This is a genomic window from Bradyrhizobium sp. Ec3.3 (genome assembly GCF_000472925.1).
Lineage (GTDB): Bacteria > Pseudomonadota > Alphaproteobacteria > Rhizobiales > Xanthobacteraceae > Bradyrhizobium.
Window position 1 is genome coordinate 73,034 of the sequence record NZ_AXAS01000024.1, and the last position, 14,459, is coordinate 87,492.

13 protein-coding genes are annotated in these 14,459 nt (G+C 64.3%); 9 read left to right on the forward strand and 4 right to left on the reverse strand.

Going from position 1 to position 14,459, the window contains the following annotated elements; all coding sequences use genetic code 11:
- Positions 1-51 precede the first annotated feature (51 nt).
- The 8 genes from YUU_RS0123405 (at position 52) to YUU_RS0123440 (ending at position 7,594) form a co-directional block, all read left to right on the forward strand.
- Complete coding sequence (locus YUU_RS0123405; RefSeq protein WP_027524595.1) at positions 52-1,191, forward strand: cysteine desulfurase family protein; 1,140 nt, start codon at positions 52-54, stop codon at positions 1,189-1,191.
- Positions 1,192-1,304: 113 nt separating this feature from the next.
- Positions 1,305-2,801 (forward strand): Fe-S cluster assembly protein SufB, encoded by a 1,497-nt coding sequence (gene sufB / locus YUU_RS0123410; protein ID WP_027524596.1) that lies wholly within the window; start codon positions 1,305-1,307, stop codon positions 2,799-2,801.
- A gap of 62 nt (positions 2,802-2,863) precedes the next feature.
- Positions 2,864-3,616, forward strand: a complete 753-nt coding sequence (gene sufC, locus YUU_RS0123415) for a Fe-S cluster assembly ATPase SufC (RefSeq protein WP_027524597.1) — start codon at positions 2,864-2,866, stop codon at positions 3,614-3,616.
- 11 nt (positions 3,617-3,627) lie between these two features.
- Positions 3,628-4,935 carry a Fe-S cluster assembly protein SufD gene (sufD, locus tag YUU_RS0123420; RefSeq protein ID WP_027524598.1) on the forward strand — a complete coding sequence of 436 codons (1,308 nt, stop codon included), beginning with the start codon at positions 3,628-3,630 and terminating at the stop codon, positions 4,933-4,935.
- Positions 4,932-6,179, forward strand: a complete 1,248-nt coding sequence (locus YUU_RS0123425) for a cysteine desulfurase (protein WP_027524599.1) — start codon at positions 4,932-4,934, stop codon at positions 6,177-6,179. Before sufD ends, YUU_RS0123425 begins: the two co-directional genes overlap by 4 nt.
- Positions 6,176-6,547, forward strand: a complete 372-nt coding sequence (locus YUU_RS0123430) for an SUF system Fe-S cluster assembly protein (RefSeq protein WP_027524600.1) — start codon at positions 6,176-6,178, stop codon at positions 6,545-6,547. Before YUU_RS0123425 ends, YUU_RS0123430 begins: the two co-directional genes overlap by 4 nt.
- A gap of 53 nt (positions 6,548-6,600) precedes the next feature.
- Positions 6,601-7,008, forward strand: a complete 408-nt coding sequence (locus tag YUU_RS0123435; RefSeq protein ID WP_198031809.1) for an iron-sulfur cluster assembly accessory protein — start codon at positions 6,601-6,603, stop codon at positions 7,006-7,008.
- A 136-nt stretch (positions 7,009-7,144) separates the two neighbouring features.
- Positions 7,145-7,594 carry a TfoX/Sxy family protein gene (locus YUU_RS0123440; protein ID WP_027524602.1) on the forward strand — a complete coding sequence of 150 codons (450 nt, stop codon included), beginning with the start codon at positions 7,145-7,147 and terminating at the stop codon, positions 7,592-7,594.
- Positions 7,595-7,661: 67 nt separating this feature from the next.
- Here the strand turns inward: YUU_RS0123440 and YUU_RS0123445 are convergent, their stop codons facing one another.
- The 3 genes from YUU_RS0123445 to YUU_RS0123455 all read right to left on the reverse strand — a co-directional run bounded on the left by YUU_RS0123445 (position 7,662) and on the right by YUU_RS0123455 (position 11,790).
- Positions 7,662-8,729, reverse strand: a complete 1,068-nt coding sequence (locus YUU_RS0123445; RefSeq protein WP_027524603.1) for a GGDEF domain-containing protein — start codon at positions 8,727-8,729, stop codon at positions 7,662-7,664.
- A gap of 230 nt (positions 8,730-8,959) precedes the next feature.
- Positions 8,960-10,507, reverse strand: a complete 1,548-nt coding sequence (locus tag YUU_RS0123450; RefSeq protein ID WP_027524604.1) for a DEAD/DEAH box helicase — start codon at positions 10,505-10,507, stop codon at positions 8,960-8,962.
- A 320-nt stretch (positions 10,508-10,827) separates the two neighbouring features.
- Complete coding sequence (locus tag YUU_RS0123455; RefSeq protein WP_027524605.1) at positions 10,828-11,790, reverse strand: helix-turn-helix domain-containing protein; 963 nt, start codon at positions 11,788-11,790, stop codon at positions 10,828-10,830.
- 210 nt (positions 11,791-12,000) lie between these two features.
- On the opposite strand from YUU_RS0123455, the gene YUU_RS0123460 reads away from it, so the two are divergent.
- A complete protein-coding gene (locus YUU_RS0123460) occupies positions 12,001-13,524 on the forward strand; it encodes a caspase family protein (RefSeq protein WP_027524606.1) in 1,524 nt (507 codons plus the stop codon).
- A 12-nt stretch (positions 13,525-13,536) separates the two neighbouring features.
- Here YUU_RS0123460 and YUU_RS0123465 read toward each other — a convergent pair whose 3' ends face one another.
- Positions 13,537-14,424: a carbon-nitrogen hydrolase family protein gene (locus YUU_RS0123465; protein ID WP_027524607.1), complete on the reverse strand. Its 888-nt coding sequence runs from the start codon at positions 14,422-14,424 to the stop codon at positions 13,537-13,539.
- Positions 14,425-14,459: the final 35 nt, after the last annotated feature.

Consider the following 14,459-nt stretch of genomic DNA (forward strand, 5'->3'; position numbering starts at 1 on the left):
GGGCGGGGTCCCGATTGGCGCGCTGGCAAAAGGTGCTAAGAGGGCGATATGCTGCCGACCCGCGTTTATCTCGACTGGAATGCGACCACGCCGCTGCGCCCGGAGGCGCGGGCGGCGATGGTCGCGGCCTATGATCTGGTCGGCAATCCGTCGTCAGTCCACGCCGAGGGGCGGGAGGCACGGCGGCTGGTCGAGGCGGCTCGTGCTGCGCTTGCACGAGCGGTTGCCGGCCTGCCGCGCAACGTCATCTTCACTTCGGCGGGAACCGAGGCCAATGCGCTGGCGCTGTCGCGGGGTCTAAAGGGGACCTCAGGTGGCCCGATGGAACGCCTTCTGGTGTCCGCCGTCGAGCACGCCTCGGTGCTGGCAGGCGGGAGGTTTCCGGCCGATGCCGTCAGTCCGATTCATGTGACGCGCACCGGCGTTGTAGATGTCGGCCACCTCAAGGCGCTGCTTGCTTCCGGTCCGCCGGCGCTGGTGTCGATCATGGCCGCCAACAATGAGACCGGCGCGCTTCAGCCGGTGGCGGAGGCGGCGCGGATCGTCCACGAGGCGGGCGGGCTTTTGCATGTCGATGCGATCCAGGTGCTTGGCAAGATACCTTTTGATATCAATGAGATATCTGCTGATCTTGCCACCTTCTCTGCACACAAGATCGGTGGTCCCAAGGGTATTGGCGCATTGGTGGTGGCCGAGGGCGTAACGGGGCTCGAACCGCTGCTGCGCGGTGGTGGGCAGGAACTCGGCCGCCGCGCGGGAACCGAGAACGTCCCGGGCATCGCCGGTTTCGGCGCGGCCGTGACGGCGGCCGTTCAGGCTCTGGCGGAGGATGCGGAGCGGCTCCGAACCTTGCGGAATCGCTTGGAAAACGGGCTGCGAACGGTGCCGGGCACGATGATTTTCTCGGAGGATGCTGGGCGGTTGCCAAATACCACCTTGTTTACGGCGCCGGGGCTGAAAGCCGAGACCGCCGTGATCGGCTTCGACCTCGAAGGGATCGCCGTATCCTCAGGCTCAGCCTGTTCGTCCGGGAAGGTACAGCCCTCCCACGTGCTCTCCGCCATGGGATTCGACCCCAAAACGGCCCAGGGAGCGGTGCGTCTCAGTCTGGGCTGGTCCACGCAGGAGGCGGACATCAATCGTACCCTTGAGGCTTGGCGAAAGCTCGGTAATAACCTACTTAGAGAGTAAGCGACGAAACACGGCTTGAACGGTTCTAAGCACGTGCTTTCCGCATAGAAACATCGTAATAGTCGTTCGAGTTTGATCCACCGCGGTCCTTGAAACCGCGAGCGGAGGATGGAATGCCAGCCGTACAAGAGACGGTCGAGCGCGTGAAGCGCATCGACGTCGACCAGTATCGTTATGGGTTTGAAACCCTGATCGACTCCGAGAAGGCCCCGAAGGGGCTGTCGGAAGACATCGTAAAATTCATTTCCGGAAAGAAGAACGAGCCCGCCTGGATGCTCCAGTGGCGGCTCGAGGCCTATCGGCGCTGGCTCACCATGACCGAGCCGACCTGGGCGCGCGTCGAGTATCCCAAGATCGACTTCCAGGACATCTACTATTACGCGGCGCCGAAGCCGAAGAAGACGGTCTCCTCGCTGGATGAGATCGATCCGGAGATTTTGAAGACCTACGAGAAGCTCGGCATTCCCTTGAGGGAAGTGGCGATGCTCGAAGGCGTCGAGCCGAAGCCCGGTGAGGAAGACCCGGCCCGGCGCAAGATCGCGGTCGATGCGGTCTTCGACTCGGTGTCGGTTGCGACCACCTTCAAGGCCGAGCTGAAGAAGGCTGGCGTGATCTTCATGCCGATTTCGGAGGCGATCCGCGAGCATCCCGAGCTCGTGCAGAAGTATCTCGGCTCCGTGGTGCCGACCTCTGACAATTTCTACGCGACGCTGAACTCGGCAGTGTTCTCCGATGGCTCGTTCGTCTACGTGCCGCCGGGCGTGCGCTGCCCGATGGAGCTCTCGACCTATTTCCGCATCAACGAGCGCAACACCGGCCAGTTCGAGCGCACGCTGATCATCGCCGATAAGGGCTCCTACGTCTCCTATCTCGAGGGCTGCACGGCGCCGCAGCGCGACGAGAACCAGCTGCACGCCGCCGTGGTCGAGCTCGTCGCGCTCGATGACGCCGAGATCAAGTATTCGACGGTGCAGAACTGGTACCCCGGAAACTCGGAAGGCAAGGGCGGCATCTACAACTTCGTCACCAAGCGTGGCGACTGCCGCGGCAACCACTCCAAGATCTCCTGGACCCAGGTCGAGACCGGCTCGGCGATCACCTGGAAATATCCGAGCTGCATCCTGCGCGGCGACAATTCGAGCGGCGAGTTTTACTCGATCGCGATCTCGAACGGTTTCCAGCAGGTCGATAGCGGCACCAAGATGATCCATCTCGGCAAGAACACGTCGAGCCGGATCATTTCCAAGGGCATCGCGGCCGGCAAGTCGCAGAACACCTATCGCGGTCTCGTCACCGCGCATCGGAAAGCGACCGGCGCCCGCAACTTCACCGCCTGCGACTCGCTGCTCATCGGCGACAAATGCGGCGCGCACACCGTGCCCTACATCGAGGCCAAGAACTCCTCGGCCACCTTCGAGCACGAGGCGACGACCTCGAAGATCTCCGAGGACGTGCTGTTCTACTGCGTCCAGCGCGGCCTCAGCCAAGAGGAAGCCGTCGGCCTCGTCGTCAACGGCTTTGTGAAGGACGTGCTCCAGCAGCTCCCGATGGAGTTCGCAGTGGAAGCGCAGAAGCTGATCTCGATCTCGCTTGAAGGGTCGGTCGGTTAATTGCCGGCTCTCGCGGCGCGCTTCGGCGCTCCCTGGATCATTTGAATAGACTGGAAACCAATATGGCTTTGCTTGAAGTGAAAGACCTGAAGGTTCGTGTTGAGGAACGTGAGATCCTCCACGGACTGACGCTGACCGTGAACGAAGGCGAGGTGCATGCGATCATGGGGCCGAACGGCTCCGGCAAGTCGACGCTCTCCCACGTCATCGCCGGCAAGCCCGGCTATGAGGTCACCGACGGCCAGATCCTGTTCAAGGGTGAGGACCTCCTGGAGATGGACCCCGAAGAGCGCGCCGCCAAGGGCGTGTTCCTGGCGTTCCAGTATCCGGTCGAGATCCCCGGCGTCGCCACGATGAACTTCCTGCGCACGGCGCTCAACGCGCAGCGCAAGGCGCGCGGCGAGAGCGAATATTCGACGCCGGACTTTTTGAAGAAGGTCCGCGAGGTCTCGAAATCGCTGAACATCCCGCAGGACATGCTCAAGCGCGGCGTCAATGTCGGCTTCTCCGGCGGCGAGAAGAAGCGCAACGAGGTGCTTCAGATGGCGTTGTTCGAGCCGAGCCTGTGCATTCTCGACGAGATGGATTCCGGTCTCGACATCGACGCGCTGCGAATTGCCGCCGACGGCGTCAACGCGCTGCGTTCGCCGAAGCGCGCGATGGTGGTGATCACCCACTATCAGCGCCTGCTGAACTACATCGTACCGGATTTCGTGCACGTGATGTCGAAGGGCCGCGTCGTGAAGAGCGGCGACAAGCAACTGGCGCTGGAGCTGGAGGAGTCCGGCTACACCCAGTTCGAGGACGCGGCGTAAGGGATTTTGCGATGAACGTTGCTTTGGCCAAGACCGGGACCGGCCGCGCGGTGAGCGATCTCTTCACCAGCGCCGAAGGCCGGCTGCCCGGCTCGCCCGCGGTCATAGCAGTGCGCCGCCAGGCCTTCGAGACCTATGAGCGTCTCGGCCTGCCGCACCGCCGGCTCGAAGAATGGAAATACACCGATCTGCGCGCACTCGTCGGCGAGGTGCTGCCGCTTGCGGCCACCCCCGACGCCGCGGCGCTGTCGCGCGCAGCCGAGGCGGTGAAGGCGCATGGCTTCGCCGGCGCCCGCAAGCTGGTACTGGTCGACGGCATGTTCGCGGCCGACCTGTCCGACGTGAAGGCGCTCGCATCGGAAGTCAGCGTCAAGACGCTGCGCGAAACGCTGGAGAAGGAGTCCGGCGACCTGCTCGCGACCGCCTCGACGGACGCGATGATTTCTTTGAATGCGGCGATGGCGACCGACGGCGTCGTGGTGTCGATCGCGGACGGTGCTCAGCTTTCAGCTCCGATCCAGATCATCCACATCGCGACCGCCGCCTCCGCGTCCGCCTTCACGCGCTCGCAATTGCGAATCGGGAACGGCGTCCGCGCCACCATCATCGAGAGCTTCGTCGCGGCTGGCGCTGCGGCCTACCAGGTCAACGACGCCGTGCTGGTGACGATCGGCGACAACGCCGATGTCGCGCATATCCGCCTGATGGATGATGCGCCTGACGCCGTGAACATCACCTCCGAGATCATCACGGTCGGCGCGAATACGAAGCTCAACTTCTTCAACATGACGACCGGCGGCGCTGTGAGCCGCCTGCAGGGCTTCATCACGCTGGCAGGCGAGGGCAGCGAGCTCGCGGTCAATGGCGTGAACCTCCTGAAGAAGACCGAGCATGGCGATTCGACGCTGGTCGTCGACCACGCCGTGCCCCATTGCACCAGCCGCGAGATCTTCCGCGCCGTGATCGATGATCGCGCGCATTCGGTGTTCCAGGGCCGCATCATCGTCCGCCCCGACGCACAGAAGACCGACGGCAAGATGATGACGCGGGCGCTGCTGCTCTCGGACGAGGCTGAGGCCGACAACAAGCCCGAGCTCGAGATCTTTGCCGACGACGTCTCCTGCGGCCACGGCGCGACCGCCGGTGCGCTCGACGACAGCCTGCTGTTCTATCTGCGCGCCCGTGGGTTGCCCGAGAAGGACGCTCAGGCGCTGCTGATCCAGGCCTTCGTCGGCGAGGCGATCGAGCAGATCGCCGATGATGATTTGCGCGAGCACGTGATCGGCATTGCCGAGCGCTGGCTGGAGCGGCGGTCATGAGCACGCATCCGGCGGTCCTGAACGGTTCTTATGACGTCGCGCGGGTGCGCCAGGATTTTCCGGCGCTCGCCATGCAGGTCTACGGCAAGCCGCTGGTCTATCTCGACAACGCGGCCTCGGCTCAGAAGCCGCAATCCGTGCTCGACCGCATGACGCAGGCCTATACGAGCGAATATGCCAATGTGCATCGCGGCCTGCACTACCTCGCCAATGCGGCGACCGAGGCCTATGAGGGCGGCCGCGCCAAGGTGGCGCAGTTCATCAACGCGCCCCGACCTGAGGAAGTGATCTTCACCCGCAACGCGACGGAGGCGATCAACCTCGTCGCCTCGTCCTGGGGTGAGCCCAATATCAAAGAGGGCGACGAGATCGTCCTCTCGATCATGGAGCACCACTCCAACATCGTGCCCTGGCATTTCCTCAGGGAACGCCACGGCGCGGTGATCAAATGGGCTCCGGTCGATGATGAAGGCAATTTCCTGATCGACGAGTTCGAGAAGCTCTTGACCGCGAAGACCAAGCTCGTCGCGATCACGCAGATGTCGAACGCGCTCGGCACCATCGTGCCGGTCAAGGACGTGGTGAAAATCGCGCACGCCCGCGGCATTCCCGTGCTGGTCGACGGCAGCCAGGGCGCCGTGCATATTCCGGTCGACGTCCAGGACATCGGCTGCGACTTCTATGTCTTCACCGGCCACAAGGTCTATGGGCCGACCGGCATCGGCGTGCTCTGGGCCAAATACGACCACCTCGTCGCGATGCGTCCCTACAATGGCGGCGGCGAGATGATCCGCGAGGTCTCCCGCGAAATCGTCACCTATGGCGATCCCCCGCACAAGTTCGAGGCCGGCACGCCCGCGATCGTCGAGGCAGTCGGGATTGGCGCGGCCATCGACTACGTCAACTCGATCGGCAAGGAGCGCATCGCCGCCCACGAGCACGATCTCCTCACCTATGCCCAGGACCGCCTGCGCGAGATCAACTCGCTGCGGCTGATCGGCACCGCGCGCGGCAAGGGCCCGGTGATCTCCTTCGAGCTGAAGGGGGCGCACGCCCACGACGTCGCCACCGTGATCGACCGCCAGGGCATCGCGGTGCGCGCCGGCACCCATTGCGTGATGCCGCTTTTAGAGCGGTTCAACGTGACCGCGACGTGCCGGGCATCGTTCGGCATGTATAATACAAGGGACGAAGTCGACCATCTGGCACATGCGCTTTTGAAGGCGCGGGATTTGTTCGCATGAGTGACACGGCCGAAATCAAAGCCAATCCGATGGAGACGCATTCGGCGCTGCCGCCGGAGGAGACCGAGCGTCTGACGCGCGAGATCATCGCGGGGCTCAAGACCGTGTTTGATCCGGAAATTCCCGCCGACATCTACGAACTCGGCCTGATCTACAAGGTCGAGATCAAGGACGACCGTTCCGTCGACGTCCTGATGACGCTGACGACGCCGAATTGCCCGGCCGCAGGCGAGCTGCCGACCATGGTCGAGAATGCGGTTGCCAGCGTTCCCGGCGTCGGCGTGGTCGATGTCAAGGTCGTCTGGGAGCCGGCCTGGACGCCGGAACGCATGAGTGACGAGGCGCGCCTCGTCCTCAACATGTGGTGACATCAATCAGGCTCTTGCACATCCGGCATTGAACTTGCTCCGCAACGGACCAAATGACTGACATGACCCAGGCTTCTCCAGTTTCGACTCCCAAGCCGCGGCGGCCGCGTCCGCAGGTGATGCGGCTGACGGATGCTGCCGCGCAGCGCATCATCGAGCTGACGCAGCGTGCGGACTCCGAGATCGTCGGCTTGCGCGTCGGCGTGAAGAACGGCGGCTGCGCCGGGCAGTCCTACACCGTCGAATACGCCCACGAGATCCGCCCGACCGACGAGGTCGTCGAGGACAAGGGCGTCAAGATCCTGGTCGATCCCAAGGCCGTGCTGTTCCTGCTCGGAACCGAGATGGACTACAAGGCCGACAAGATGCAGGCCCAGTTCGTCTTCAACAACCCCAATCAGATCTCCGCCTGTGGCTGCGGCGAGTCGGTCGAGCTGCGGCCGGCCAAGGTCGAGGGGTAGCCCCAGGCGTCATTGCGAGGAGCGAAGCGACCAAGCAATCCAGGCCGTCTCCGCGGGGGCGGCCTGGATTGCTTGGCTTCGCTCGCAATGACGAGGATGCTATGAGGGTTCGCTTGCACGCGCAGGGAAGCCTCCAATGGATCGCGAATTCCTGATCGACCTGTTTGCCGATTTCGGGCCCGTCACCATCCGCCGGATGTTTTCCGGCTACGGGATCTCCGCCGACGGCACCAATTTCGCGCTGGCTCTGCGCGCCGGCCTGTTCCTCCGCGCCGATGAGCAGACGATCCCGAGCTTCGAGGCCGAAGGCTCAGCGCCGTTCCAGTACCAGACCCGCGCCAAAACCGTGATGGTGAACTCCTACTGGCAGTTGCCTGCACGCCTGTTCGACGATTCCGAGGAGCTTGCGGAGTGGGCGAGGGCCGCGCTCGCCGCCGCCCAGCGCGCCAAGGTGAAGAAGCGGCCCAAGGCAAAGAAGGCGACAAAGAAGGCGGTGAAGAAGGCCGCCAAGCCTGCGAAGAAGGCGCTGGTGAAGAAGCCGACCAAGAAGGCTGCGGTTCGCAAGCGCGCGAAGCGGAAGGCGTAGCTCTAACCATTCGTCATTCCGGGCTCGCGGCTTCGCCGCGTCCCGGAATGACGGCGGTGAATAAGGCTCAAGCCACCTGGCCGCGCCTCTCGACGCTGTATTCCGGGTCGGTCTCGCAGATCACGCGGTTGCGGCCGTTGCGCTTGGCGGCGTAGAGGCAGGCATCGGCGCGCTCGATCAGGGAGTCGGTGTCGTCGCCCGGCTTCACCATGGAGACGCCGACTGAGATCGTGACGCGGCCAAGGATCTCACCGGTCGATTTCTTCTTCAATTCCTTCGCCATCACGGCGCGGCGGATGTGGTCGGCGACCGTGAGCGCCTGGCGCAGCGCGGTGTTGGGCAGCACGACCGCGAACTCCTCGCCGCCGTAGCGCGCGGTGATGTCCTGGCCCTTGATGGTTTGCTTCAGTGACAGGCCGACGAGCCGCAGCACTTGGTCGCCGGTGAGGTGGCCATAGGAATCGTTGAACGACTTGAAGTGGTCGATGTCGAACAACAGCAGCGACAGCGGCTCGCCGCTTGCGAGCGCGTTCTGCACGGCCATGCCGATCATGCGATCGAAATATTTGCGGTTGCCAAGACCGGTGAGGGGATCGGTCAGGCTTTCGGCGCGGATCGCCTCGAGGCTCTGCTGGAGATTGCTGATCTCGTTCGCGGACAAGGTCAGGCGGTCCTCCAGCGCCTTGTTGGTCTCGCGCATGTCGCGCGTCGCATCGAGCAGCGTGTCCACGATCGCCTTGATCTGGTCGCGGTCCTTGGCGGTCGACAGCTTTGCGGCGGCGCCTGACAGGCTCGCATCATAGGAGGCGGACATGCCCAGCGCTTCGGTGAGCACCTTCATCACGTCGTCGATCTCGCCGATGACGCGCGCGCCGACCTTGTCGATGCGGTCGGTGGTCTTGATGTGGGAGAGATAAGTCTCGTAGATCTGCTCGAGATCGGCTTCGGTCAGCTTGCCGTTGCGCGCCAGCGTCTCGTTGATGATCTTGTTCAGCGGGGCGTTGTAGCCGGTGGCGTAGACGTACCAGATCTCGTAGTTGCGGGGAATTGCGGTCTGCTTGAGCGATCGGATCTGACCGAGGGCCACCTCGGCGAACGCCATCGTGCGTTCGTGTTCGTCGAGCACCTTGACCACAGAACATCCCCAGAGCAGCCGGTGCGCCTCCGACTGCAGCAATACTTAAATTATGGTCTCAGGCTAAAGGACGATTCTGAACGGCCGGTAAACGGCCGTTCCCTGGAGCATGATCCGGACCCGAAGGGCCGCGTCAGCGCAAAGTGTGTCGCGATTTTCCCTCGCGACAAACGCGGGACGCGTTTGCGCGGAGATCACGCTCAGACAAACAACCTAAAGCGCGGCGCGCTTTAGGCGCCGGCGGGGGAACGAACCGGTCGCAACAGAAATGCCGGCAGATGCGAATGATCGCCGGGCTCGCTGTCGGCCTCGCGCTGCGGACGGCGGGGCTCGGGCCGGCCGATCGAGGGCACATGCGACGTATTGGCCTGCTGGCGCGAGCCGTGGCGCGGCTCAGAGGCGTGCCTTGCTTCGCGCGCAGGCTTTGCCTCGCGTGAAGGCTTTGCCTCGCGTGAAGGCTTGGGCTCGCGTGCAGGCTTGGGCTCGCGTGCAGGCCGCGCTTCCGCTGCTGGCCTTGCGTCCGAGGCGTGCCGCGCGTCACCACGCTGCTCATGGCCGCCGCGACGCGACTTGCCGCGACCGCCGCGCGACCGCTCCCGGCCACGCTGCTCGCGCGAACGCTCGGTTGGCTCGGCGGACTCGCTGTGGACCTCGAACTCGCCTTCGGCGCGCGGAATGTTCTGGCCGATCAGCTTTTCGATCGCGGCCATCGACTTCTGGTCGAGCGGCGTCACGATCGAGATCGCGGTGCCGGTGCGGCCCGCGCGTCCCGTGCGGCCGATGCGGTGAACGTAATCGTCGGGATGATGGGGAACGTCGAAATTGAAGACGTGGCTGACCTCTGGGATATCGAGGCCGCGGGCGGCGACGTCGGAGGCGACCAGCAGCGGCAGCTCGCCCTTGCGGAACTGATCCAGCGCCGCCATGCGGGCCGGCTGATCCATGTCGCCGTGCAGTGCTCCGACACTGAAGCCGTGCTTCTGGAGCGATTTGTGAACGATCGCGACCTCGCGCTTGCGATTGCAGAAGATGATCGCGTTCTTGAGATCCTTGGCCTCGCGCAGGAGGCGGCGGAGGAGTTCGCGCTTCTCATGCGCCTCGCGTCCGGCGGGGACCTGGGACTGCGTGACTGTGACGGCGGTGGTGGCGGGCTTGGAAACTTCGACCTTCTGCGGATTGTGCAGGAAGGCTTCGGTGATGCGCCGGATCTCCGGCGGCATGGTGGCGGTGAAGAAAAGGGTCTGCCGCGTGAAGGGGACGAGCTTGCAGATGCGCTCGATGTCGGGAATGAAGCCCATGTCCAGCATGCGGTCGGCTTCGTCGATGACGAGCAGCTCGACGCCGGTGAGCAGGAGACCGCCGCGCTCGGTATGGTCGAGCAGGCGGCCGGGGGTCGCGATCAGCACGTCGACGCCGCGCATCAGCTTGGCATCCTGGTCGCCGAAGGAGACGCCGCCGATCAGGAGGGCGACGTTAAGCTTCTGGCCGGCGCCGTAGCGGTCGAAGTTCTCCTTGACCTGGGCGGCGAGCTCGCGGGTCGGCTCGAGGATCAGGGTGCGCGGCATGCGTGCCCGGGCGCGACCCTTTTCGAGGATGGTGAGCATTGGCAGCACGAAGGCCGCGGTCTTGCCGGTGCCGGTCTGGGCGATGCCGAGCACGTCCTTGCGTGCGAGGACGTGAGGGATCGCCTGTTCCTGAATGGGGGTGGGGTTGGTGTAACCGGTGGCCGCCACTGCGGCGAGGACTTTTTCGGATAGTCCGAGATTTGAAAAGGACATTGAGCCTCTAGTCGAAACCGCCGTTCGGAATCGAGGGTAATTTAAGGCTGTCGCGCTCCACCCCGAAACGGCGCGCTCTCAAAGAAGCTGGGGGTGCTGACCTACGCGAGCAAGGCTTTGCGCGAACAACGCGCCAAACTCAGGAATCGCGTTTCGATACCGAGCCGCGTTGCCCGGAACATAGGGGGGAATCGGCCAAAGTCAATGGAGCGAGCGCGGGAAGGCTCTTAAAAACCTAGCGTTTTTGCTCAAATTGCGGGCGAAGTCGGGCTTTTCGCCCGATCGCCGGCCGGGCGACCGGGGGGAGGCCAGGAAGGCGGCTAACGCTTCTCGGCCGCCTGCGCCCGGAAATCGCCTGGCGGCAGCCCGTAAGCTGCGTTGAAGACCCGGTAATAGGTCGCAAGGCTTTCGAAGCCGCAGGCGGTGGCGACGTCGGCAATCAGCCGTTCCGGCGCTTCGCGCAACAGGCGGCGGCTCTGGGCCAGGCGTTGCTCGGTCACGGTCTGGGAGAAGCTCTTCTCCGCCATTTCGAACAGCATGTGGAGGTGTCGCAGGGACACCCCGAGCCAGTCGGCGACCATCGCCGGGGACAATCGGGGATCGTTCAGGTGGCGGACGATCAGGCGGCGCGCCAGCGAGAGCCGGCCGATCCGCAGCGCGTATTGTCCGCGGCGGCCGCCGGGCCTGACGATGCCGCGCTCGATCAAGGCGAGACAGGCCAGCGCCTCCACCAGCGGTTTGGCGTGGGTAGTCTCGTCCCCGCCGGCGAGTTCACCGAGTTCGGCAAAGGCGGCATCGAGTAGGGGGGCCAGCGCAGGGTCGCCGAACGGCCTTGGCGTGAGGTCGCGAGCGCGACTGTCCTGCGCCGGGATGCCGGCCACGGGGATCTTCAGGATCCTCAGGTGAAAGCCGGCGGCGCCGAGCGGCACGGTGCGATAGGGCAGGTCGGTATGGCTCGTGGCAAACCTGCCATTTTCGATTGCAAAATCGCTGCTGCGCATGCCGCCGAACCAGCCGCCGCCGCCGAGCTGCTGGTAGACGCAGATGCTGTCGCTGGCCGCGTCCGCAATGTCGGCTTTGCTACGCTCGACCTGGTAAGGTGAGGCCTTGAGCTCGACGAGGCCGGCACCGCCGACCTTGCGCAGCGTGAACTCGCCGGAGAAATCCGCGCGCTGCTCGCGCGCGAGTTCCGCGGTGACGCCGAACAGCCCCTTGGCGCGCACCTCCCGCCAATAATCGAAGCGGTCCTGCGGCTCGACCTCGTCGGTGCACCAGCGATACACGGAAGACCCTCGGGTAGATAGGTAATGCCGCTTAAGCAAAAGCAGATTCCGCTCAGGCCGGCCATAGGACAGATCGCGCGGGGGCATCCCGCTGGGCGCTTGCCTCGCCTTCTTGAAGCCCTGCCATGAACCCCTGACATGGCTCGGCCGACTATGACATCAGTGGCCGCAGGAACCCAACTGACCCTTCCTGCAATCGGGGATTTTTCGATGACGCGCAGGCTTCTTTCGGTTTTGGCGGCCCTTGGCATCATCGCCAGTCTGACGGCGCTCGCAGCCCCCGCGCACGCCGACAAGCGCGTCGCGCTCGTGATCGGCAACAACGACTACAAGAACGTTCCAAAACTGCTCAAGGCCGTCAACGACGCCCGCACCATGGGCGATACGCTGAAGCAGCTCGGCTTCTCCGTGATGGTGGCCGAGAACCAGAGCCGCCAGCAGTTCACCGAGACGCTGCTTGCCTTCGACAGGGCGATCGAGCCGGGCGACACCGCGTTCTTCTTCTATGCCGGCCACGGTTTCGAGATCGCGGGCCAGAACTATCTGCTGCCGACCGACGTGCCGGCGGCGACCGAAGGCCAGGAAGAGCTGGTTCGCGATTCCTCCATCCTCGCCGACCGCATCATCGAGCGCCTCCAGAACAAGAAGGCGCGCACCTCGATCCTGGTGTTCGACGCGTGCCGCAACAATCCGTTCGAGCGGACCGGAACGCGCGCGGTCGCCGGCGGTGGCGGGCTCGCGCCCATGACGCAATTGCCGGAAGGCGTGTTTTCGGTGTTCTCCGCGGGCCCGCGCCAGACCGCGCTCGATCGCCTCTCGAACGATGACGCCAATCCCAATTCGGTGTTCACGCGCACGTTTGCCAGGGAGCTGTTGCAGCCCGGCGAGAACCTCGTGCAGGTGGCGCAGCATACGCGGCGGCTCGTCAGCGAGATGGCCGACACCGTCAAGCACAAGCAGGTGCCGGTCTATTTCGACCAGATGGTCGACGACGTCTTCCTGAGCGGCGCGGCCAAGGCCGCGGCCGACGCCGCGGCACGCCCGGCCGATCCGCCGGCGCAGAAGGTCGCGGCGCTGCCGCCGGTCTCGGTGCCGCGCGTGCCGAAGGAGGAAGCCACCAACGCGCCGATCGCGAGCTTCTCGCGCCACAACGGTGGCTGGTCGGTGACGTTCTCCTTCGCAGATCCCACGCTCGGCATTTCCTGGCGCATGGCAGGCCAGGGCGACTTCCGCGAGACAGGCTTCATCGACACGCTCGATCCGCGCACCCGCAAGCGGCTGCCGAACCCCTCGATCGAATTGCCGCCGGATGCGCCGGCCGGCACCATCGAAGTCCGCTATGTCGATGCCTCCGGCGATATGCAGGGCCCGTTCCCGATCAAGTTCGAGCCCGAGGCTGCGCTGCTCCGCGACCAGCGCAAGATCCTCGACATGACCGCGACGAGCTGGCTGTCGTTCCGTGAGTTCAATGGGCTGCTCGTCTATTACACGCACCTCGTATCCTATCGCTGCGCCATCCGCGAGGTCCGCATCGGCATCGACACCGCAGTCCCCAACCAGGTGCTGAAGATGCCTGCCTGCGACATGCGCGACCCCACAGCGATCTCCGCCGGCATGCCGCTCTACATGAAGCTCGCGCCGTCGACGCAGGTCGTGTCGGTGGAACTGACTTATCGCGATGGCAGCGTGTCGGAGATCAAGAGCTTCCGGACCGCGAACCGCAGCAACAATTGAGCGCCGAATGCCTCAGACGGGCGCAGTCAGGTATCGTGCGTAGATATCCGCACGCCTGTCTGTCGCGAGCCCGACATAGCTTCTGTAGCGGGCAACGTCATCAAGGTCGATTTCCGCGCGTACGATGTCCTCGTCCTCCGTGGTGGACTGCGCGAGAATCTTGCCGTCCGGCGCAACGATGATGCTTCGGCCCATGAAGGCGCAACTGCCCTGCCTGCCGGCGCGGTTGCAACTGAGGAAGAAGACGCCATTCTCGGTCGCGCGCGTGTAGGCGCGGTGCGTGAAGATCTGCTCGTCTTCCAGGGGCTTGTCTTGCGGGCGGAACGACGCCCAGATATTCGTGACGATCTGAGCGCCTTGCACCATGAGTGCCCGCGTCAGTTCCGGAAACCGGATGTCATAGCAAATCTGCATGCCGATCGGCCCCAACATCGTCTGCTGCACCGAGATGCTCTCGCCGGCAACGAAGTAGAGCTTTTCCAGATGCCAGCGATGAATCTTGTGGTAGGTGCCGAGCACGCCGTGAGGGCCAATCAGGACCGACGCATTATGCATCACGCCCTGCTGCACCGGATGACGGAGGGCCAGCCCGACGACAACATGGAGGCTGTGCTCACGGGCGAGGTCGCACAGCGACGTGATGAAGGGGCCGTTCTCGGGTTCGGCGGCCTGGAATAATCGGAGGGCATATTGTTCGGCTCCGCCGGATTCCGGGCTGAAGGGGGCGCCGGGCGTCACCGGCTCCACGTATCCCGTGTTCGACAACTCCGGGAATACGATCAACTGCGCGCCTGCCTTTGCCTCCGATCGCATCACTGCCTGCATTCGCTCGAGATTCGACGCCGGCTCCAGCACTTGGACGTCAAATTGAATCAAGCTCACGTTTACTTTGCCGGTCATCGCTTGTCCGTTCTCCTGTCGCGGGCCCAGCGATC

Coding starts and splice junctions, on each gene's coding strand:
- sufB (WP_027524596.1), top strand. CDS start 1,305: ATGCCAGCCGTACAAGAGACGGTCGAGCGCGTGAAGCGCATCGACGTC.
- sufC (WP_027524597.1), top strand. CDS start 2,864: ATGGCTTTGCTTGAAGTGAAAGACCTGAAGGTTCGTGTTGAGGAACGT.
- sufD (WP_027524598.1), top strand. CDS start 3,628: ATGAACGTTGCTTTGGCCAAGACCGGGACCGGCCGCGCGGTGAGCGAT.
- YUU_RS0123425 (WP_027524599.1), top strand. CDS start 4,932: ATGAGCACGCATCCGGCGGTCCTGAACGGTTCTTATGACGTCGCGCGG.
- YUU_RS0123430 (WP_027524600.1), top strand. CDS start 6,176: ATGAGTGACACGGCCGAAATCAAAGCCAATCCGATGGAGACGCATTCG.
- YUU_RS0123435 (WP_198031809.1), top strand. CDS start 6,601: ATGACTGACATGACCCAGGCTTCTCCAGTTTCGACTCCCAAGCCGCGG.
- YUU_RS0123440 (WP_027524602.1), top strand. CDS start 7,145: ATGGATCGCGAATTCCTGATCGACCTGTTTGCCGATTTCGGGCCCGTC.
- YUU_RS0123450 (WP_027524604.1), bottom strand. CDS start 10,507: ATGTCCTTTTCAAATCTCGGACTATCCGAAAAAGTCCTCGCCGCAGTG.
- YUU_RS0123460 (WP_027524606.1), top strand. CDS start 12,001: ATGACGCGCAGGCTTCTTTCGGTTTTGGCGGCCCTTGGCATCATCGCC.
- YUU_RS0123465 (WP_027524607.1), bottom strand. CDS start 14,424: ATGACCGGCAAAGTAAACGTGAGCTTGATTCAATTTGACGTCCAAGTG.